The sequence below is a fragment of the Streptomyces roseolilacinus genome (assembly GCF_014649335.1).
GTDB classification, from domain to species: Bacteria; Actinomycetota; Actinomycetes; order Streptomycetales; family Streptomycetaceae; genus Streptomyces; species Streptomyces roseolilacinus.
Genome location: NZ_BMSV01000006.1, coordinates 302,152 through 321,134, shown reverse-complemented (window position 1 = coordinate 321,134; position 18,983 = coordinate 302,152). Strand labels below are relative to the sequence as shown.

Sequence of the window (18,983 nt, the reverse complement as noted above, 5' to 3'; positions counted from 1 at the left end):
GCGTCTAGCGGACCGTCCGGGCCTCGATGCCCGCGATCAGCAGGTCCACGGCCGACGTGAAGTCGTGGTCGCGCATGTCGTCGACCGTCTCGCCGCTGCGCGCCTCCACCATCTCCCGCGCCGCGTCCATGACGGGGGCCAGCTCCGCCCGGCCGCCGACGGCGCCCATGGCGTGGGCGAAGTACTCGTCCTGGGTCAGGCCGGCCTCCGCGCAGCGCTTGCGGAAGTGGCCCTCGATCGTGCCGAAGCCGTACACGAACTGGAAGACCGCCGCGATGCCGCCCGCCTGGCGCTCGGGCGGCAGGCCCGTCCTGCGGATCAGCCGCTGGACGCACAGGGACAGCGCCACCCAGTTCGGGCCGATGTTGAGGAAGTGGCCCACCAGCGGCGAGAGCCACGGGTGGCGGACCAGCAGGGCGCGGTAGCCCTGGGTGAGGTCGCGCAGCTGGTCGCGCCAGTCGGCGTCCGGGTCCGCGTCCGGGTCGGGGAGGACGAGCTCGCCGGCCACCGCGTCGCTCGCCAGCTCCAGGAGGTCGTCCTTGGAGTCGACGTACCAGTAGAGCGACATGGCGGTGACGTCCAGCTCGGCCGCCAGCCGGCGCATGGAGAACTTCGCCAGGCCCTCCGCGTCCAGCAGTCGTACCGTCGCCGACGTGATGCGCTCGCGGTCCAGGCCGGACGGCTGGTCGCCGCCCGCCCTGCGGCCGCGCGACGCCGCCTTGCCGTCCAGCCAGACGCTCATACGCGCCGGACGCTTCGTGTCGCGGTCGGCTGCCGCCGCCATGGGCTTCCTCCTCGTTCCGTGCAGCCGATGCTATGCCGGGGCCTTCGCGCCCCGCTCCGCGCGGCGCAGCAGCAGCGCCGCGAGCAGGCCACCCGCCAGGACCGCGGCCGCGCCGACGAGCTGGCTGGTCTCCAGGCCCGTCGCGAAGGCGTCCGCGACCCGGGCGCGCTCCGCCGGTCCGTCGGCCGCCGCCAGCGCCGCGGGCAGCGACGCGGCGGTCACCGAGGCGAGCGCCGTGAACCGGGCGTTCAGCACGGCGCCCAGCACCGCCACGCCCAGGCCGTTGCCGAACTCGGCGAGCGTGCCGTTGACACCGGCGCCGACGCCCGCCTTCTCCGGTGGGATCGCGCTCATGATGGCGTTGGCCATGGCCGGCATCGACAGGGAGACCCCCGCGCCCATGACGACCAGGCCCAGCAGCATGCCGCCGTAGCCGTGGGAGCCGAGGAGCGCAATCGACGCGAGGCCGCCCGAGACGAGGGCCATGCCGAGGGCAATCGTGCCGGGCGTGCCCAGCTTCGGCAGCAGGCGGGCGCCGACCCCGCTCAGGTTCAGCACGACGACGGTCAGCGCGAGCGGCGCCGTCCGCAGGCCGGCGTCCAGCGGGTCGTAGCCGAGGACGAACTGCAGGTGCTGGGTGAGCAGGAACAGCGACCCGGTCATGCCGAACGCGACGAGGATCGCGCCCGCGACGGCCCCGACGAACCGCTGGTTGCGGAAGAAGTGCATGTCCAGCATCGGGTACGGGGTGCGCAGCTCCCAGAACGCGAAGGCGCCCACCGCGAGGAGGCCGAGCGCCGCCGACACCAGCACCTGGCCGGACAGCCAGCCGTGGTCGGGGCCGTTGATGATCGCGTACACGAGGGCGGTCATGCCGATCGTGGACAGCACCGCGCCGAGCAGGTCCGGGCGGTCGCCCTGCCGGTGCTTGGACTCCGGTACGAGGACGGCGACCGCGACCAGGCCGAGCGCGGCGACCGGCAGGTTGATCAGGAAGATCGCGCCCCACCAGAAGTGGTCGAGCACGAAGCCGCCGAGCAGCGGTCCGGCGGCGAAGCCGAGCGAGCTGACGGTCGACCAGATGGCGATCGCCTTGACGCGCTCGGTGTCGTCGAAGATCTGGACGACGACCGCGAGGGTCGTGGTCATCAGCAGCGCGCCGCCGACGCCCATGCCCGCGCGGGCCGCGATCAGCTGGGCGGAGCTCTGCGCGAGGCCGGCGACGAGCGAGCCGACGCCGAACAGCGCCAGGCCGGTGAGCAGCATGCGCTTGCGGCCGTAGCGGTCGGCGGCGTTGCCGGCGGTGAGGAGGAGGCCGGACTGGACGAGCGCGTACGCGTTGATCATCCACTGGACGTCGGCGGTCGACGCGTCCAGTTCCCTCGTGAGGGACGGGATGGCCACGTTCAGGACGGTGTTGTCGAGCAGCACGGTCAGCTGGGCGAGGCAGATGACGCCGAGGATCAGCCAGCGCTGCGGGTGGCCGCCGGGGGTCGCGGCGGCGGGGTTCGGACTCTCGGCGGTCGACGCCGTCAACGGAAGCTCCTTGTACGGTGTAAGGGAATCGGTCCCTTACACCGTACAAGGTCGCCTCTTACGCTGTATAGCGATATTTTCCGGCCGGCGGGATCAGGCCGTTCCGGCCTTCCGGGTCAGGTCGTAGAGCGTGACGCCGTCGACCGTCACCTGCCGGAAGGTGGAGGTCACCCAGGAGCTGATCGCCGAACCGCCGCTTCCGCCCGGACCGCCGTCTTCTCCGGCACCACCGCGCATACCGCCGCCCGCGATGAAGTAGTGGATCCTCCCCTCCTCGACGTACCGCTGGAACTGCGCGAGCGTCGGGGACGGGTCGGTGCCGTTGAACCCGCCGATCGGCATGACCGGCTTCTCCGTGGCGAGCTGGTGGCTCGCGGCGTTCTGGGAGCCGATGGCGGCGGCGACCCAGGTGTAGGCGTCGGCGTTCTCCTCGAGCTTCGCCTCGACCTCGGCGCTGACGGTGGTACCGCCGAGCAGACCGCCCATACCGCCGCCGGGGGCGCGCTCCCCGGTACCGCCGCCGGGGGTACCGCCACCGAGGGGGCCGCCGCCGTTCGCGCCGGGCGGGTTCTGCGTCGTCGCACCGCCGCCCGGACCCGGACCCGTGCCCGGCATGCCGCCCTGCCCGTCCTGGCCGTCCGGGCCTCCCGGGCCGGCGCCCGGCGGCATGCCGCCCTGGCCGTTCTGCCCGGGCGGCATGCCGCCGGCACGGAACCGCCCGTCGTCACCGCCCGGCCGCCCGCCGCCCGGGAAGCCGCCCGGCCCGCCGCCCCGCGTCGACGGGCCGGCCGTGACGATGGAGCCGGTGTGCGCCGTGGCCACGGTCGACAGCGAGTACGCCGCCGGTGCCGCCAGTCCGGCCACCAGTCCCAGCGCCGCCGCCCCCAGGGCGGGCCCCCGTCCCAGCCGCGCGCCCGGCAGCAATCCGGCCGCCGCGAGCAGGCCGCCCACGAGCACCGCCCACCGCAGCCACGGCAGGTAGTCCGGCGTCCGGCCCAGCAGGACGTACGCCCACACCGCCGTCCCGGCCACCGTCACCGCCAGGGCGGCCGAGGCCGTGAACCGGCCGCGCTCCTCCCACAGCACCGTCGCGCCCATGCCGACGAGCGCCGCGACGTACGGGGCCAGGGCCACCGTGTAGTACTCGTGGAAGATGCCGGCCATGAAGCTGAACACCGCCAGCGTCATCAGCAGCGAACCGCCCCACACCAGGAACGCGGACCGCGCCGTGTCGGTGCGCGGCACCCGGCGGGTCACCACCAGCCCGGCGACCAGGAGGGCCAGCGCGGCGGGCAGCAACCAGGAGATCTGACCGCCCACGGAGTCCCCGAACATCCGCCCGATGCCCGTCTCCCCCCAGCGGCCGCCACCACCGGCCGGACCACCGCCCACGCTGCCGACCTCGTCGCCGTTGATACGGCCCAGCCCGTTGTAGCCGAAGGTCAGCTCCAGGAAGCTGTTGTCCTGAGAACCACCGATGTAGGGCCGCGAGGAGGCGGGCCACAGCTCGACGACCGCCACCCACCAGCCGCCGGACACGACCACCGCGAGCCCCGCCAGGGCCAGCTGCCCGAGCCGCCGCGCCACCCCGGTCGGCGCGCACACCGCGTACACCGCGGCCAGCGCCGGCAGGATCAGGAACGCCTGGAGCGTCTTCGTCAGGAACGCGAACCCGATCGCGGCCCCGGCCCACAGCAGCCACCGGGTCCGGGCGTCCTCCAGCGCGCGCAGCACGAAGTACACGGAGACGGCCATCAGCAGGGCCAGCAGCGCGTCCGGGTTGTTGAAGCGGAACATCAGCGCCGCGACCGGCGTCAGCGCCAGCACCGCGCCCGCGAGGAGCCCGGCCGCCGCGGTGAACCGGCGGCGCACCGCCGCGTACACGACGGCGACCGTCCCGACGCCCATCAGCACCTCGGGCACGAGGATCTGCCACGAACCGAGCCCGAAGAGGCGCACGGACAGGGCCATCGGCCACAGCGCGGCCGGGGGCTTGTCGACGGTGATGGAGTTGCCCGCGTCGGAGGAGCCGAAGAAGAACGCCTTCCAGCTCTCCCCGCCCGCCTGCACGGCGGCGGAGTAGAAGGAGTTGGCGTAACCGGACGCGTCCAGGTTCCAGAGGTAGAGGAGGCCCATGGCGGCGAGCAGGGCGAGGAAGGCGGGCCGCACCCACGGCGCGTCCTCGGTCCGGCCCCGCCAGAGGCGTGCGACGGACGGGGCCGCAAGGCCGCCGGTCTCCCGTGGAGCCGCCCGGGTGTCGTCGGTTTCACGTGAAACCGCCCGGACGTCGTCGGTTTCACGTGAAACGCCGTCCGGTGAAGCGGGGATGGGCGTGGTCATCGGGGGTCCCCCTGTGCGTACGAGTGGTCGCGCCGCTCGGGGAAGACCCAGGCGCGGAAGAGCAGGAACCGCAGGACCGTCGCGGCGAGGTTGGCGGCGACGAGCACGGCCATCTCGGTGGCCTGTGAGGGGCTGCCGGTCGCGGCTCCGAGCGCGGCGAGCGACCCGCTGGTGAGCGCCAGCCCGATCCCGAAGACCACCAGGCCCTGCGCCTGGTGGCGTACGGCCCGGTCACGGCCCCGCACACCGAAGGTGAGGCGCCGGTTGGCGGCCGTGTTGGCGACGGCGGACACGAGCAGGGCCGTCGCGTTGGCGGCCTGCGGGCCGACCCCGAGCCGGAACAGCGCGTACAGCCCCAGGTAGAACAGCGTCGACAGCATGCCGACCGTGCAGAACCCGACGAGTTGCCGGGCCAGTCCGCCCGGTACGCCGCCGATGAGCCGGTCGCGCGGATCGTCGCCGAACGGACGGGCGAGCCGGTCGAGGGGCAGGGCGCCCTTGGCGAGGGCCCGCCCGACCCGCCACACGCCCTTCAGGTCGTCCGTCGCGGTCCTGACGATGTCCACCGTCGAGTCCGGGTCGTCGACCCAGTCGACCGGCACCTCGTGGATGCGCAGCCCCGCCCGTTCCGCGAGGACCAACATCTCGGTGTCGAAGAACCAGCCGGTGTCCTCGACCATGGGCAGCAGCCGCTCGGCGACCTCGCGCCGTATCGCCTTGAAGCCGCACTGGGCGTCACTGAACCGGGCGGCGAGCGAGCCGCGCAGGATCAGGTTGTACGTACGGGAGACGAACTCCCGCTTCGGGCCCCGTACGACGCGGGAGCCGCCGGCCAACCGCGAGCCGATCGCCAGGTCCGAGTGGCCCGAGATGAGCGGCGCGACGAGCGGCAGCAGGGCGTTCAGGTCCGTCGACAGGTCGACGTCCATGTAGGCGAGGACGGGTGCGTCGGACCGCGACCACACGGTGCGCAGCGCCCGCCCCCGCCCTTTCTGCTCCAGCCGCACCGACCGCACCCCGGGCACGGACTCCGCGAGGCGCGCGGCGACGTCCGGGGTGCGGTCGGTACTGGCGTTGTCGGCGACGGTGATGCGGAAGCCGTAGGGGAAGGTGCGGGCGAGGTGCTCGCGCAACCGCCGCACGCACGGCTCGAGATCCTTCTCCTCGTTGTAGACGGGGATCACGACGTCGAGGACGGGCCGGTCGGCGGCGCCCACGGGCAGGTGCTCCCGAGCGGGCAGGGCACCCGCGAGGTCCTTGGCAGGCATGTCGGTTGGCATGCCCCGACCGTCCCGGGCGGCGCTGTCAGAGGGGTGTGACGGGCCTGTGGCCCACCTGTGGGTCCGGAAGGCGGACGGCGAACACGGTCCGCCCGGGCACGCTCGACACGTCCACCCGTCCGCCGTGCGCGGTGACGACCGCCTGCACGATGGCGAGCCCCAGCCCCGTGGACCCCGACTGCCGGGACCTGGACGTGTCGCCGCGCGCGAACCGCTGGAAGACGTGCGGCAGCAACTCCCCCGGCACCCCCGGCCCGTCGTCGTGGACCTCCAGCACCACGCCGTGCCCGTCGCGGCGCACCCGCGCGGTCACGGTCGTACCGGCGGGGGTGTGGGCGCGGGCGTTGCCGAGGAGGTTGACGAGGATCTGCTGGAGGCGCGCCGGGTCGCCGTGCACGACGACCGGGTCGGGCGGCAGGTCGAGCCGCCACACGTGGTCGGGCCCGGCGGCACGGGCGTCGCTGACCGCGTCGACGACCAGCGGGGACAGGTCGGCCGGCTCGTACGAGAGGGGGCGGCCGGCGTCGAGGCGCGCGAGCAGCAGGAGGTCCTCGACGAGCCCGGTCATGCGGGTGGCCTCGGCCTCGATCCGGGTGAGGGCGTGCCGCGTGCCGGGCCCGGTCTCCTCGTGGCCGCGCCGGGTCAGCTCGGCGTACCCGCGGATCGACGCGAGCGGCGTGCGCAGCTCGTGGCTGGCGTCGGCGACGAACTGGCGGACGCGGGTCTCGCTCACCTGGCGGGCGTGGAGTGCCGAGTGGACGTGGTCGAGCATCCGGTTCAGGGCGGCGCCCACCTGGCCGACCTCGGTGCGCGGGTCGGCCTCCGTGTCGGGGACCCGTTCGTGAAGGGCGACCTCGCCGCTGTGCAGGGGCAGTTCGCCGACGCGCCGGGCCGTCGCGGCGACCCGGCGCAGGGGCCGCAGGGCGACCCCGACGAGGGTGCCGCCCGCGAGGGCGGCGGCGACGAGCCCGGCGGCGGTGACGCACACCTCGACGAGGATCAGCGTGCCGACCGTGTCCTGCACGTCGCCGAGCGGGAAGCCCAGGACGAGCCGCCCGTCCGGGGAGGCCAGCACCCGGTGGTCGCCGAGGCCGGGCAGGGTGACCGTGCGGACGGCGCCGTCGCGGGGCACCGCGGACAGGGCCGCGAGCTGGGCCCCGGTGAGCGTCCCGGGGACGTCGCCGGGAAGGGGGCTGTCCAGCCGGCCCGCCGCGTCCAGCGGCCCGCCCGGCGTCTCGGCCCGCCCGCCGACCGTCCCCAGCTCGTTGCCGGGGGCGCCGACGAAGCGCAGGCCGCCCGCCCGGTCCATGGCGCCGCGGTGGACGGCCTCGCGGAGCTGCTCGTCCTTCTGCTCGACGAGGTAGGAGCGCAGGGCGATGGTGGTGACGGTGGCGATCACGGCCGCCACGACGGCGATCAGCGCCACGGCGGAGACGACGAGCCGCGTCCGCAGCGACCAGGGCCGTACCGTCACCACCGTCATTCGCCCGGCTTGATCAGGTATCCGGCGCCGCGCCGCGTGTGGATCATCGGGGAGCGTCCGGCGTCGATCTTGCGGCGCAGGTACGAGATGTAGAGCTCGACGACGTTGGCCTGGCCGCCGAAGTCGTACGACCAGACACGGTCGAGGATCTGGGCCTTGCTGAGGACGCGCCGCGGGTTGCGCATGAGGAACCGCAGCAGCTCGAACTCGGTAGCCGTCAGGTGGATGCCCTGCCCGCCGCGGGTGACCTCGTGGCTGTCCTCGTCGAGGGTGAGGTCCCCGACGACGAGCAGCGACTCGCTGCGGACGAGTCCGGCGCCGGAGCGGCGGATCAGCCCGCGCAGGCGGGCGACGACCTCCTCCAGGCTGAACGGCTTGGTGACGTAGTCGTCGCCGCCCGCGGTGAGCCCGGCGATGCGGTCCTCGACGGAGTCCCTGGCCGTGAGGAACAGCACGGGCACGTCGTTGCGGTCGCGGCGCAGCCGCTGGAGCACGCTCAGCCCGTCCATGTCGGGCAGCATCACGTCGAGGACGACGGCGTCGGGCCGGAAGTCCCGCGCGGCGCGCACGGCGTCGGCACCGTTCTCGGCGCTGCGGACCTCCCAGCCCTCGTAGCGCAGGGCCAGGGACAGCAGTTCGGAGAGGGACGACTCGTCGTCGACGACGAGGACGCGGACCGGGCTGCCGTCGGGCCGACGCATCTCGGAGCGGGAGTGGGCGCGGGGCTGGGGAGGGGAGACGGTCATGCTCCCACGCTGCGCCCGGCCGCTGAGAGGCCGCTTACGCGTTCCTGTGAATTCCCTGAGAATCCCCGGGCGGTGCGGCGCCGTCGTCGACGCCCCGGCCACCACCGTCCCGCAGGGCACCCGCGCGGTACCTGATCGTCCAGAGGGTCCCGGTCCCCGCCTCGACGCCGCCGGGGAGGACCGCGCCTTGCCGCGAGGCCCGGCCGGGCGTGAAGGGGGCGTGCACGTCGAACAGTCTGGCCGGCCCGGGTCCGCGCCCGGCTTCCGCCCACGTCCCGCGCTTCCGTCGCGTCAGAAGAGTCCCCGCTGTACGACGTCGACGGGAAGGGTGACCCGGCCCTCGCCCCGGGCGACCTCCCACCCGGCGACGAGCCGGCCGTCGAGCACGACCTCCCGCCCGTCGTCCAGCGCCAGGTGCAGATCGGGGCCGGCGACCGCCAGCAGGGTGCCCGCCAGCTCCCCGCCCGCCGCGAGGCCGCCGACGACGCCGTCGACCCGCGCCACCCGGTCGAGCCCGAAGACCCCGGCGTGGTCGCGCACCCCGTCGAACGGCGGGGCCTCCAGCGTGTCCTGCCACCCGGGCACGGCGCGGGCGGCCCGGTACAGCCGTACGACCTCCTCCGCCCGCTCCGCGGCGCCGGGCAGTTCCACGCGCGCGAGACGTTTGGCGGCGTACGGGATCCGGTCGGGCACGCCGAGCGCGGCGCCCAGCACCTCCTCGGTCCGGCGGGCGGCCATCAGCGGTCCGCGCCCGAGCCAGGCGAACGCGACGGCACCCTGTTCGAGCAGTCGCGCGTCGCCCCGTTCCTCGGCGGTGATGCCCACCTTGGCCAGGGCGCCGCCGAACCAGGCGAGGTACACGCGGAAGACCCTCGGGTCGTCGAGCGCGGTGTCGGCGGCGACGGAGTGGGACCGGTCGAGGCGCACGCACGGGGGGCACATCCCCCCGGTGCCGCGGGCGCCGACGACGGCGCGGTCCGGGCAGGGGTTGCCGCGCGCACCGGGGCACCGTCGCTCACCGACGATCCGGAAGGCCAGCTCGCGCCCGTACGTGAGGGGACTGGTCCGCCCGCCCTCCCACGCCCACACGGGCCGGTGCCCGTCCCACCGGACGCCCCGGCTCCGCCATCCGCCGCTCACGGGGCGGTGAGCGCGGGCACGAACCCTCCCCGCGACCCGCCGGACAGCAGCGCGTCCCAGTCGACGGACTCGGCCTCGCCGGGCAGGGCGCCGACCGACACGACCACGGCGCCACCGGCCCGCTCGACGGTCTCGCACCACTCGACGACATGACCGAACTCCTCGGGGGAGAACGCCCCCGGCACCACGCAGCCGGAGTCGCCGGGCCCGTCGACGACGCACAGCGTGGCCTTCGGTACGACCGACCATCCCGCGCACGCCGGCACCCGCCCCCCGGGGGCGTGCAGCTCGGGCAGCTCCTCGTGCACCGGAGCACCTCCCATCAGCAGCACGGGCAGGTCACCCAGCACGAAGCGCCGGTTCTCAGCAGGTACCCACATGCGCGCCACTGTTCCACACGCACCCGACACCGGCCCCGCCCCCGACGGGGCCCGACCCCCGCCCGCCCCGCCGCGGGGAGAACCCGGCCCCAGGCACAAGGCGAACGCGAGGAGGTGCGGGCGGCCATCGGCCGACTGCCCGGCACGGTGGGTGGCACGAACGGGTGAACCCGACTGCCGCACTCCACTGCGGCACGTCCCCGGACAACGCAAGAGGCCCCGGATCTCTCCGGGGCCTCTCATCTGTGTGCACTCGGCAGGATTCGAACCTGCAACCTTCTGATCCGTAGGCGGGTGTCGCATTGGTGATGCCGAGCCGCTGCTGGCTTACGCAGTGGCACAGAACCCAGCAGAACTCTGTGTACGTCCACAGGTGTCTGTCAGCGTTGATGTCATCCGCTGATGTCAGGCTAGACCGACGGCACCTGCCAGTGCCGCCTCACCCCTTCAAGGCGGTGATGACCGATGCGACCGCCGTCAGCAACCCGGCAAGGGAACCCACAGCAACTAGCCAGAGGTAGACCTTCTGGCCCTGGGTTTCGGTAGTCTGGCTGCTCAGGGGTCCGTCCATCTTTGACACAGCGGTACTCCGACCTTTCACTCGGGCTCGCACAAGCCTGACAACAGTGAGATGAACCCCGCTCCCACCGCCCACCGGAGGGAGCGGGGTTCGTTGTTCCCGAGTGAATCTGTCCGGTCGACGTCATACCAACTTCCCGGTCACATCCGGCAGTTCGCGGACACCTGCCATGCCATTGACCTAGTCTTTCTCCTGGTCTCCTCGGCAGTGATGGACGAGACCGGACACGTCCAGACGCAGCCGGACACCTCCGGACGAGCGCGGACACCCTGAACACAAGACGAGGTGACATGGTGTCGGACAACTTGGCGAAGCAGCTTCGAGATCTGCGCTTGCGAGCAGGTAATCCCTCCTATAGAGACATTGAGCGCCTACTTAAAGGGACCGGTCGAAACCGAGAGATGGCGCGTTCCACCATCCAAGAGAAACTCACCGGAAAGAATCCACTAAAGCTCCACCAGACACTCGCCCTAGTTGCAGCCATTGCCGAATACGCACAGTCAAACGGCACCCCCCTGAGCCCCCAAGAGGTCGACGAAAAATCATGGCGTGCAAAATTCGTGGCAACCAGCAGACCGAGTTCTTACAATTCAAACAAAGAGAGCCGCGTCCCGCACACTACAGGCAATCCGCCGGAACCTTGGGACGCGTCTCCCCTGCGGAATGCAGGAATGTCCGATCTACTCGATCTAATCTCGCAATCCGAAGGCGCGCCGCTATCCACATGGGTACCGCATGTAGCAGCTGAAATGTTTACGGCACAGATGTCCTGCGAGAGCCTAATGAAATGGACAGCACAGGCGAGCCCTCACGAAATTGTGCAATGCACAGTCGCCCTTGAGGGGATGTTCCCCCTGCCAGACCCCGAGAACAATGACTCGTGGGGTAATTGGTCTCCCGGGAACAATGCGACCGTCGAGAAACTTCTGAGACATACCGCCAGGCAGCGGAGTTTGCAAAATGTACCGGTTCTTGTGGTGGGGCTGCGCAGGGCCTCGGTAGGCCAGTACGTAGATATGTTGCTCACTAGCCTCGCTCAATGGCATCTTTCTCATGCTCTACAGGCCATAGTGGCGAGACTGCGCGCCGCAGCCCTCTCACAGGACGCCCTCAAGATGCTGGGCTTCGTAGGGAGCCATCGGCAACCGACCCGGATTCTGGAGGTCGTAAGCCACTTCAGCAACCTTGGAGCGATGGAAGAACGAGATTCCATCCTTAAGGGGATGGCATCCGATGTATCTCGTTTCATCATTGGCGCTAAGGAAAGTGACCCCGAACTGCAAGATGTCCTGATGTCTAGCATCCCATGGAATAAGAAACCCGATTACGCGAAGGCGTTGACGCGTGCAGGGCTCCATGAACTTGCAAGTCGAATCGAGGTTCCGCTGGGAGGGTACAGTGATGAGCCACCTTTTTAAGATTGCAACGATTTTCTTGCGGGCGTAATTTACCGGGAGACTCACATCCTGATACAGGCTGCGATGGCTGGGACTGGGGTCAAACTGAATACCTTCCGATTTTCAGACGGTGTCCTGCGAGTTTCCTGAGCGGGTCGTCATGGATGGAGCAAATAAGGTAAGGAAATTTTGAATCGCGGCCCCACACCGTCAATCGGGGAGACAACGGCTTGTGAAGCCTGCAGTACGAAGTCGCTCGTAGGCCGCCACGACTCGGTCGGGGACAGCTTGCCTGATCGCGAAGCCTTGCGCTGGATACACCAGAAGACGCTGCTGAGCGCCGACCAGCATGTCTAGTACTAGCTGAGCGTTTCCCAAGCCGTCCACGTACTCCATGAGTGTCATGGGTGATGAAGCGCTGACGATGTCCACCGTCGGCCAGAGCTTGCGGGCAGTCGCGTACGCGCGTCGTTCTTCATAAGGCTTGCTGACGAGGAGCGCGGAGGTGATGTCCACGCCGTGCTTCTCCAGCAGGTCCCGCGAGAAGCTGATGTTCTCGCCCGTGTTCCGGGCGTTGGGTTCCACGAGGATGACCGAGGCAGGCACCCCTAGCCCCAGTGCCCGGTCGCGGTAGTGCTCGGCTTCGCCTCGCGGCATGCGAGCTTCGGTCGTGCGGCTGGTGGCGCCCGTGAAGACGATGAGCGGAAACATGCCGCGGTGGTAGAGGTCCGCCGTCACATCGGCCACGCCCAAGTCATGACTTCCGAGGCCGATACCGACGGAGCACGGCCTCAGTTCGTGGCCCATGCGCTGGTAGTCCCACAGCACCTGTGCGTCGGCCCAGACTTCAGCGGAAATCACTTGGGGGCCTCCGCGGCCGAGTCGGGGACCTTGAAGTCGTACGACCAGGCGAACCGTGTTGCCGCGTGGACACCGACGGCGAACTCCACGACGGTTCCGTCAGCCGTGTACGTGGTCCGGTGCAACTCCACGACCCATTCACCAGGCAGCAGCTTGAGCTGCTCCACCTCGTCGGGCTTGGGCACTCGGGCGAACAGCTCTTCCCGCATGTGGTCGATCTCGTACCCGGCGTCGTAAAGGACCCGGAAGCCGCCCCCTCGGCCGGCAGGGCCGGGTGTCGGGTCGACCAGACGTGTCCCCTCGACATGTTCGGGGCGGTAGTAGCTGGTGAGGGTGTGCGTTGGCTGATCGCCTTCCTTCACCAGACGGGCGCGCGCGTACACCTCTGCGCCCTCAGGGAGCCCGTGCGCTTGGGCGACGATCGGAGGCGCCGGCACGCGGCTGATCGTCTGTGTCTGCTCACCCCGCTTGTACGCGCGTCCGGACGCGACGCGGTCAGCGATGAACGCCACCTCGTCGCCGTCACGCCACTTCGCCTTGTCGTATCGGGCGATGCCCAATCGCTTCAGCGGCGCCTGCTCCCGTACGACGGTCCCATGGCCGCGGGACGAGGTCACCAGTCCTTCGGCTTCCAGCGCCCGGTATGCCGCGTGAACCGTGGACTTCGATCCCTCGCCAGCCTCCACCAGGTCGCGGATGTACGGAAGCTGCTGGCCAGGGGCGTACTCGCCGCTCCTGATGCGCTCAGCCAGCTTGTCTGCCAGTTCCCGCCACTTCGGTGCCACGCGCTCTCCTCTCCACCCGTCCAGTCAAACACAGTCCCAGGACTGTTGACAGTCCTGGGACTGTGCGCCATTGTCTTCTCAAGTGCTCCGCAGTCCTAGGACAGCAAGCACGGGAGGCCCTTCTTTGGGCTGCTCCCGGCGCCCGGAGGGCCCGTAAAACGGCTCGAAGGAAGCGACTGCTGGCTTGAGAACTCCACAGAGGAACAGACGTTCAGGCATCTGCGACAAGCCGTAGGCCCTGCCGCGCGAGCAGCAAGCACCTTCTCCCAGGCCGCCCTTGCGGGGCGGACAAGCGACCCATGCGTGCGGTGAGACAAGGGCAAAGATCGCGGGCCCCGCTGGGGCCATAGAACGCTTCGCCACCTCCGCAGCCGATTCGGCTGCGCCGGTTGCCTCCGTTGCTCGTCTCGTACGAGCAGCGCTGAGGGGAGCCGGAACCGACTCCAACGGCAAGCGGCTCCCGGGGGGCATCCCGGGAGCCGCAACGGGCCGTTCCACCTGCGAAGGGACACACGACCCAATGGAGCACATCGTCACTGTTCAGGACGCCGTTACCGCGGGCGCTCCGTGGATGGAGCCGACGGCCGCGGAGCTGGACGCCATCGACCGCGAGATGCCCGTGATTCTGGCGGACGTCGAGCTGCTGGACGCGCACATCGTCACCCTCGACCGCACGCCGAGCGAGCTGGACGAGCGCCGTATCCGACGGGCCCGCCGCCGTGCGCTGGCCGCCCGGGTCGCACTGGTCAACCGCGCGGCCGGGACGGACCTTCGCGGGGGTGCTGCGTGAGCGCCGCCGAACTGCGAACCCTGCTGGAGGCCGTACGGGAAGCGATCGCCATCCCGTACGCCGCGACCGTGGGCGACGCGCAGGAGCGTGCCCGGGTCCTCACCAACCGCGCGATGTACGCGGAGATCGTCCTGGGCCCGGTCCTCGACCACGGAGAGGACCCCGGGTGGTCCGCGGACTACCTGCGGGCCCGCCTGGCCGAGCACCCCACAACCGGCTACCAGCACTGGGACACGGCCAGCACGCGGGCCGGCCAGCAGACCGGGGGTGCGTCGTGAACCGCGAGAATGCCACCGCGCTCGACGCGGCGCACGCGGAGGTGAAGGCGGAGCTGGCCCGCACCGACACGAAGGCGTCGCTACTGCTGGCGTTCACCGGCGCCGCCCTCGCCGGCGTCTGGACCCTCGCGGGCACGGTGCGGCTGCCGGTGGCCGCGGCCGTGGTCGGCGGCGCGGGTGTCGCCGTGCTGCTGGCCGTGGTGGGGCTGCTGCTGCGGGCAGTCCGGCCGAACCTGTCCGGCGGCGCCGGCTTCCCCCTGTGGGCCACCCTCACCCCCGACGAGATCCGCACCCACCTCGCCCAGGACGAGCGGGCGGAGGACATCGCGGGCCTGGCCCGGATCACCGTGGCCAAGTTCGCCCGGCTGCAGCGCGCGATCGATCTCACCTACGCCGCCGGGGCCCTGCTCATCGTCGCCGCCGTGCTCGCCCTGGGAGGTACCGCGTGAACGCCAAAACGACTGTGCTGCCGGCCGTCGCGATGACGGCCGTGTCCATGGTGCTCACCCTCGCCGTCGTCATGATGTGGCTCGGCGCGGCGGTGCCCTGGCCCGTCGCCCTGGTCGTCGGCCTCGGCATCGACGGCGGGTGGCTGGCCACCCTCGCCTACGAACGCCGTCTCGCCGCGCAGGGCGACCACTCCACCCCGGTCACGGTGGTGGGGTGGGGCTTCGGTCTGGTCGCCACCGGCGTCCTGATCGCCCACGCGCTGACCGCCGAGGAGAACACCGGCGCGTGGCTGGCCGTGGCGTGGCTGCCGCTCGCGGCGAAGGCCCTGTGGTTGGTGCACGGGCTGTGGGAGCGCACCGCCCTGACCGCGCACGCGCTCAAGACGATCCGCAGCATCCAGCAGGAAGCCCGCGACGAAGCGGCCGTGGCCCGCTCCCGCCTGCGGGCCGACGCGGTCACGGAAGAGACGCGGCTGACGGCCGTCACACAGGCCGGGGCACGCATCGCACACATCCAAGCCAAGACCGCACAGACCCTCTCCGCAGCATGGTCAACCCTGGAAGCCGCCCGCGACGGGGAGGACACCGCACGGGCCCTGACCTGCGTGACGGGCCGCGTCACACCCGGCGTCACACCCTCCTGGGAACTCCCCATCTGGGGCCCCACCGCCCCCGTCCCGGCACTGGACGCGGCGCCCGCGCTCACCGATGGGGAGCTGGACCGGCTGGTGGACGAGATCCGCCGCAGCCAGACCCCGGCCCTGTCCTACCGGGAGATGTCCATCCGCTTCCGCGCCGCCGGACACTCCGCCTCCGAGACCCGCCTACGCGCCGCATGGAAGCGCGTGGTCGCCTGATGGGCGCGCTCCCCGTCTACCGCTGGCGCCTGGCCCCCGACGCACTGGCCACCCGCCGCCAACTGCGCGCCCAAGGGCTACGGCCGGGTGGCCAGCCGGTGGCGGCCCAGCTCGAACGTCCCCGGCGTCGGCGCGGGCCGCTGGTCGCCTACCTCTACCGGGTCGACCTGGCCTTGCCCGTCCGGCCCATGACCCCCGGCCGCGCCGCCGCCCTCGATCGGGCCATGGCGGCGCGGCGCACCTGCTCGCAGTGCGGCCGGGATGCCGGCTACTGCATCCCCCGGTCGCTCGGCATGTGCGTGCCCTGCGCCTACCCCGACCAGCAAACCGCCGCCTGACCAGCACCAAGGAAGGAACTTCATGGCCTTCAAGGCTGGAGACAAGGTGTTGATCGTCGCCTGCGAAGACGACCCGCGCGCGGCCGGTCGCACAGGCCGGATCGTCGACGAAGTGCCGCCCGGACCGCTCACCGGCGGCCGGTGGACCGTCAACGGGATCAGCTGGCTCATCGGCCCCGTCCTCGTCCACGCCCGTGAGCTGCGGCCCGCCTGACGGCTGCCCCTCGCCGCCCGGTCACCCGGCCGAACGGCGGGAGGGAGCCGGACAGCCCGGCCCCGCCGCAGCAAGGAGGCACCCGCATGCTCAGCAAGGAGCAGCTCGCCACCGCCGCCGTCGTCACCGGGCGGGCCATGGTCCGCATGGCCGAGGAGCACGGCATCGACTCCAAGCCCGCCCAGCAGGCCGCCCAGCTCGCCGCCCGCGCCCTGACCGACGCCGAGAAGGCCGGTTGCACCGTCGACGACTACGCCCGCGCCCGCCGCACCCACTGACCACGAAGGAGGGCCCGTCATGGGTCTGTTCTCCCGCAAGCCGAAGACCGACGGCACCACCGCCGTGACCATCAGCGGCGAGGAGTTGAGCCGCGCCGCCCACGCGCTGAACCGCGGCAACCAGAAGCCCGCCGACGACCTGGTGGAGCGCGCCGGCCGTGACGAGGGCCTGCGTCGATCCATCGCCCTGCGGATCCTCGGCGCGTCCATCGACCAGCAGTAGCCACGCCCCGGGGCGGCCGTCACCCGGCCAAGGATCGTCGGCCGCCCCGGGCCCCCTCATCCACCTATTCAGCAGACAGGAGACCTTCAGCATGACGGACAACGTCGTACACCTCTTCAAAGACCCGCCCCCCGACACCGAACGGGTCCCTGCTCTGGTCGTCCCGCTGCCGCTGGAGGCCGCCGAGACCCGCCCGGAGCGGGTGTGGCGCCGCACCGGCCGCGCGGTCGTGAAGGCGGCGCGCGACGAGCGGACGCGGTCCGCCGGTCGGGCCGTGGTCCGGCACGGTTCCTACGTGGTCGGCGGCACCCGGATCGTCGCGCGTCGGGCGTGGGACGGCCGCACCGCCGCACGCTACGAGCGGATGATCCGTGCCGCCGAAGCCGCGGGGAACCTGGAGGTGGCCGCGGAGTGGGAGGAGCGCGGGCGGCAGTACCGGGCGGCCCGCCACCAGCGGCGCATGGACCTGCTGACCTCGCCTGAGCGGCTGGTGAAGAACGCCGCCTACGCCACCGGCGGCACCCTCGCCGGTCTGCTGCTCCTCGGTATCGCCCTCGCGGTGGCGACCAAGGAACCGGGCGACGTGCTCACGCCGCTGATGGCGCTGGTGGAGCTGTGCCGACTGGTCGTCGTCATCGCCACCGTGGTCTGGGGGCCGCTGGTCACCCTCGGCCCGTGGCTGGCCCTGTGCGGCCTGTGGGCCGTCGGCCGTCACCAGCAGGCCGCCCCGCAGTGGGCCCTTCCCACCCAGCAGCGCACCAGCGACGCGGGGGCGCCGATCACGCCGTCCATCGTCGTCACCGCCCTCCGGGACCTCGGCATCGCACCCTTGCGGAAGGCCATCAAGGAGATGGGCGACGCCGGCGCCGCCATGCTCGGCCCGATCCGGATCGCCGGATGCGGCGTGGAGGTCGACGTCACCCTGCCGTCGGGGGTCTCCACGCAGGAGGTGCAGGGGCGGCGCCGCAAGCTCGCGGAGAACCTGTCCCGGCACGAGCACGAGGCGTTCATCACCATCCCCACCGCGGCCCGCACCGTCCGGCTGTGGATCGCGGACTCGGGTGCACTGGACGAGCCGATCGGGCCGTCCCCGCTCGTCCTGGACGCCGAGCTGCGGGCCGACTACAAGAAGGGCAAAGCGCCGTGGGGCCAAGACCTGCGCGGCGACGCCGCGGCCCTGAGCCTGTATCAGCGGCACATGCTCGTCACCGGCGTGTCCAACCAGGGCAAGACCGCCGCCGTCCGCGCGCTCGCCCTCTGGCTGGCACTGGACCCGAACGTGGAGTTCCGGATCGCGGACCTGAAGGGAATCGGGGACTGGGCGATGTTCGACGGCATCGCCACCGTCCTCATCCAAGGGCCGACCGATGACCACGTCATCCAGGCCACCGAGATGGTCGAGTCCGGGGTCACCGAGATGGAGCGGCGCCTGACCTCCCCGCCCGGCACCACCTTCCCGCCGCTCATCGTGCTGGTGGACGAGGCGCAGTTGGCGTTCATGTGCCCGGTCAAGGACGAGGAAGGCCGCCCCTACGGCGGATCGAAAGCCACGTCCCGGTACTTCATGGCCGCGCGAAAGATCCACAACCAGGGGCGGGCGGTCAACGTCCTGTTGTGGCAGGGCACACAGGACCCCACCGACCAGAACCTTCCCAAGCTCGTCCGCGAAGGCGCCCACACCCGCGCCTCCCTCGCTCTCGGTACTGAGTCGCAGGCCCGCATGGCACTGGGCGACAAGGCCGTCGACGGCGGCGCCGCCCCGCACCTGCTGCGCCAAGGGCTCGACAAGGGCACGCTCGTCGTCGCCTCCGACGGCATCGCCATCCCGGCCGGGCAGGCGTCCATCACCGTGCGCACGCACTACATCGACGACGACCAGGCCGCCGAGACCGCCGCCCGGGCGCGGGCCCTGCGCGACGGGGTCACCACCCTCACCGTCATCGACACCGACGAGCCGACCGACCCGCTCGCGGACATCGCCGCCGTCATCGGCACCACCCCGCGGGTGCTCACCCAAGACGTGCTCCAGCGCCTCGCGACCACCAACCCGAAGGCGTACGGGTCGTGGACGAACGGCGACCTCAAGCGCGTGCTGGAGGACGCCGGCGCAGAGCCGTACAAGTCCGACGGCCGCATGGTCGTTTCCCGCGACCGCGTCGCCCGCGCCCTCGCCAACCGCGATGACGAAGGTTCCGCTTCCGCCGCCCAGTAGAGGGAACCGCACCCCGCACCGGCCAGGGAGGC

General features: G+C 71.5%; 20 protein-coding genes. 10 read left to right on the top strand and 10 right to left on the bottom strand.

Annotated elements, in window-relative coordinates; all coding sequences use genetic code 11:
- Positions 1-4: 4 nt before the first annotated feature.
- From IE106_RS16710 to IE106_RS16675, 8 genes are all read right to left on the bottom strand, one after another.
- Complete coding sequence (locus IE106_RS16710) at positions 5-784, bottom strand: TetR/AcrR family transcriptional regulator (protein WP_189534686.1); 780 nt, start codon at positions 782-784, stop codon at positions 5-7.
- Positions 785-814: 30 nt separating this feature from the next.
- Positions 815-2,320: an MFS transporter gene (locus tag IE106_RS16705; protein ID WP_189534684.1), complete on the bottom strand. Its 1,506-nt coding sequence runs from the start codon at positions 2,318-2,320 to the stop codon at positions 815-817.
- Between the two features lie 93 nt (positions 2,321-2,413).
- A complete protein-coding gene (locus tag IE106_RS16700; RefSeq protein WP_189534682.1) occupies positions 2,414-4,660 on the bottom strand; it encodes a glycosyltransferase family 39 protein in 2,247 nt (748 codons plus the stop codon).
- Positions 4,657-5,940: a bifunctional glycosyltransferase family 2/GtrA family protein gene (locus IE106_RS16695; protein WP_308427874.1), complete on the bottom strand. Its 1,284-nt coding sequence runs from the start codon at positions 5,938-5,940 to the stop codon at positions 4,657-4,659. Before IE106_RS16695 ends, IE106_RS16700 begins: the two co-directional genes overlap by 4 nt.
- Before the next feature lie 25 nt (positions 5,941-5,965).
- Positions 5,966-7,423: a sensor histidine kinase gene (locus IE106_RS16690; protein ID WP_189534681.1), complete on the bottom strand. Its 1,458-nt coding sequence runs from the start codon at positions 7,421-7,423 to the stop codon at positions 5,966-5,968.
- Complete coding sequence (locus IE106_RS16685) at positions 7,420-8,169, bottom strand: response regulator transcription factor (RefSeq protein WP_308427873.1); 750 nt, start codon at positions 8,167-8,169, stop codon at positions 7,420-7,422. The genes IE106_RS16690 and IE106_RS16685 overlap by 4 nt, the downstream gene beginning before the upstream one ends.
- 291 nt (positions 8,170-8,460) lie before the next feature.
- Positions 8,461-9,309, bottom strand: a complete 849-nt coding sequence (locus IE106_RS16680; protein ID WP_189534679.1) for a DUF2797 domain-containing protein — start codon at positions 9,307-9,309, stop codon at positions 8,461-8,463.
- On the bottom strand, positions 9,306-9,689 hold the full coding sequence (locus IE106_RS16675; protein WP_189534677.1) for a hypothetical protein: 384 nt from the start codon (positions 9,687-9,689) through the stop codon (positions 9,306-9,308). Before IE106_RS16675 ends, IE106_RS16680 begins: the two co-directional genes overlap by 4 nt.
- An 870-nt stretch (positions 9,690-10,559) precedes the next feature.
- Between IE106_RS16675 and IE106_RS16670 the strand changes: the two genes are divergently transcribed.
- Positions 10,560-11,687 carry a hypothetical protein gene (locus IE106_RS16670; RefSeq protein ID WP_189534675.1) on the top strand — a complete coding sequence of 376 codons (1,128 nt, stop codon included), beginning with the start codon at positions 10,560-10,562 and terminating at the stop codon, positions 11,685-11,687.
- Positions 11,688-11,876: 189 nt separating this feature from the next.
- Here the strand turns inward: IE106_RS16670 and IE106_RS16665 are convergent, their stop codons facing one another.
- Together IE106_RS16665 and IE106_RS16660 are read right to left on the bottom strand one after the other, a co-directional pair.
- Positions 11,877-12,527 carry a YdcF family protein gene (locus IE106_RS16665; RefSeq protein WP_189534673.1) on the bottom strand — a complete coding sequence of 217 codons (651 nt, stop codon included), beginning with the start codon at positions 12,525-12,527 and terminating at the stop codon, positions 11,877-11,879.
- A complete protein-coding gene (locus IE106_RS16660) occupies positions 12,524-13,312 on the bottom strand; it encodes a GntR family transcriptional regulator (protein WP_189534671.1) in 789 nt (262 codons plus the stop codon). Before IE106_RS16660 ends, IE106_RS16665 begins: the two co-directional genes overlap by 4 nt.
- Positions 13,313-13,832: 520 nt before the next feature.
- Here IE106_RS16660 and IE106_RS16655 point away from each other — a divergent pair.
- From IE106_RS16655 to IE106_RS16615, 9 genes are all read left to right on the top strand, one after another.
- A complete protein-coding gene (locus tag IE106_RS16655; protein ID WP_189534669.1) occupies positions 13,833-14,102 on the top strand; it encodes a DUF6284 family protein in 270 nt (89 codons plus the stop codon).
- Positions 14,099-14,380 (top strand): hypothetical protein, encoded by a 282-nt coding sequence (locus IE106_RS16650; protein WP_189534667.1) that lies wholly within the window; start codon positions 14,099-14,101, stop codon positions 14,378-14,380. Before IE106_RS16655 ends, IE106_RS16650 begins: the two co-directional genes overlap by 4 nt.
- Positions 14,377-14,829, top strand: coding sequence for a Pycsar system effector family protein (locus IE106_RS16645; protein WP_189534666.1), 453 nt, complete (start codon positions 14,377-14,379; stop codon positions 14,827-14,829). Before IE106_RS16650 ends, IE106_RS16645 begins: the two co-directional genes overlap by 4 nt.
- Positions 14,826-15,686, top strand: coding sequence for a protein spdB (locus IE106_RS16640; RefSeq protein WP_308427872.1), 861 nt, complete (start codon positions 14,826-14,828; stop codon positions 15,684-15,686). The genes IE106_RS16645 and IE106_RS16640 overlap by 4 nt, the downstream gene beginning before the upstream one ends.
- A complete protein-coding gene (locus IE106_RS16635) occupies positions 15,686-16,024 on the top strand; it encodes an RRQRL motif-containing zinc-binding protein (protein WP_189534663.1) in 339 nt (112 codons plus the stop codon). The genes IE106_RS16640 and IE106_RS16635 overlap by 1 nt, the downstream gene beginning before the upstream one ends.
- Positions 16,025-16,046: 22 nt before the next feature.
- A complete protein-coding gene (locus IE106_RS16630; protein ID WP_189534661.1) occupies positions 16,047-16,238 on the top strand; it encodes a hypothetical protein in 192 nt (63 codons plus the stop codon).
- An 86-nt stretch (positions 16,239-16,324) separates the two neighbouring features.
- On the top strand, positions 16,325-16,516 hold the full coding sequence (locus IE106_RS16625) for a hypothetical protein (RefSeq protein ID WP_189534659.1): 192 nt from the start codon (positions 16,325-16,327) through the stop codon (positions 16,514-16,516).
- Between the two features lie 19 nt (positions 16,517-16,535).
- Complete coding sequence (locus IE106_RS16620; RefSeq protein ID WP_189534657.1) at positions 16,536-16,739, top strand: hypothetical protein; 204 nt, start codon at positions 16,536-16,538, stop codon at positions 16,737-16,739.
- Between the two features lie 91 nt (positions 16,740-16,830).
- The gene (locus tag IE106_RS16615; RefSeq protein ID WP_189534654.1) at positions 16,831-18,951 is read left to right on the top strand and encodes an FtsK/SpoIIIE domain-containing protein; all 2,121 of its coding nucleotides are present in this window, start codon (positions 16,831-16,833) and stop codon (positions 18,949-18,951) included.
- Positions 18,952-18,983: the final 32 nt, after the last annotated feature.

What these genes read in the sequence shown, in the direction of transcription:
- IE106_RS16710 (WP_189534686.1), bottom strand. Translation starts at nt 784, where the DNA reads ATGGCGGCGGCAGCCGACCGCGACACGAAGCGTCCGGCGCGTATGAGC.
- IE106_RS16700 (WP_189534682.1), bottom strand. Translation starts at nt 4,660, where the DNA reads ATGACCACGCCCATCCCCGCTTCACCGGACGGCGTTTCACGTGAAACC.
- IE106_RS16695 (WP_308427874.1), bottom strand. Translation starts at nt 5,940, where the DNA reads ATGCCAACCGACATGCCTGCCAAGGACCTCGCGGGTGCCCTGCCCGCT.
- IE106_RS16690 (WP_189534681.1), bottom strand. Translation starts at nt 7,423, where the DNA reads ATGACGGTGGTGACGGTACGGCCCTGGTCGCTGCGGACGCGGCTCGTC.
- IE106_RS16685 (WP_308427873.1), bottom strand. Translation starts at nt 8,169, where the DNA reads ATGACCGTCTCCCCTCCCCAGCCCCGCGCCCACTCCCGCTCCGAGATG.
- IE106_RS16675 (WP_189534677.1), bottom strand. Translation starts at nt 9,689, where the DNA reads ATGTGGGTACCTGCTGAGAACCGGCGCTTCGTGCTGGGTGACCTGCCC.
- IE106_RS16670 (WP_189534675.1), top strand. Translation starts at nt 10,560, where the DNA reads ATGGTGTCGGACAACTTGGCGAAGCAGCTTCGAGATCTGCGCTTGCGA.
- IE106_RS16655 (WP_189534669.1), top strand. Translation starts at nt 13,833, where the DNA reads ATGGAGCACATCGTCACTGTTCAGGACGCCGTTACCGCGGGCGCTCCG.
- IE106_RS16635 (WP_189534663.1), top strand. Translation starts at nt 15,686, where the DNA reads ATGGGCGCGCTCCCCGTCTACCGCTGGCGCCTGGCCCCCGACGCACTG.
- IE106_RS16630 (WP_189534661.1), top strand. Translation starts at nt 16,047, where the DNA reads ATGGCCTTCAAGGCTGGAGACAAGGTGTTGATCGTCGCCTGCGAAGAC.
- IE106_RS16625 (WP_189534659.1), top strand. Translation starts at nt 16,325, where the DNA reads ATGCTCAGCAAGGAGCAGCTCGCCACCGCCGCCGTCGTCACCGGGCGG.
- IE106_RS16620 (WP_189534657.1), top strand. Translation starts at nt 16,536, where the DNA reads ATGGGTCTGTTCTCCCGCAAGCCGAAGACCGACGGCACCACCGCCGTG.
- IE106_RS16615 (WP_189534654.1), top strand. Translation starts at nt 16,831, where the DNA reads ATGACGGACAACGTCGTACACCTCTTCAAAGACCCGCCCCCCGACACC.